Origin of the sequence: Nocardiopsis lucentensis DSM 44048 (assembly GCF_000341125.1) — a bacterium.
GTDB classification, from domain to species: domain Bacteria; phylum Actinomycetota; class Actinomycetes; order Streptosporangiales; family Streptosporangiaceae; genus Nocardiopsis; species Nocardiopsis lucentensis.
Window position 1 is genome coordinate 1 of record NZ_ANBC01000174.1, and the last position, 321, is coordinate 321.

The 321-nt window shown below is 73.8% G+C and carries 1 protein-coding gene; it reads right to left on the bottom strand.

Going from position 1 to position 321, the window contains the following annotated elements:
- Nucleotides 1-321 (bottom strand): YgaP family membrane protein (locus tag D471_RS0105745; RefSeq protein WP_017597745.1); only part of this gene is annotated, 321 nt, incomplete at both ends.

A 321-nucleotide genomic window follows, 5' to 3' on the forward strand; every position in this document is an offset into this window, starting at 1 on the left:
CGACGTGGTTGCGGGGCTGGTTGTAGGGCAGGCGAGCCAGGGCCATGCCCATGGCGCAGGTGTCGGTGATCGCGGCGAAGGTCAACCCGGCACCGATGACCCCGGCGACCGCCACGGCCGGCGGCCACAGCAGGGAGGCGAGCACGGAGGTCAGGACGACGCCTCCGGCGACCAGACGGACCTGGCGCTCCAGGGACCACCGTTCCCGTCCGCGTACGACGGGAGCGCCCTGGGCCTCCCAGGCGTTCATGCCGCCGTTCATCACCACCGTGTCCCGCAGGCCGGCGGCGGCCAGCTTGTCCTGGCACTGGCGGGGCCCGG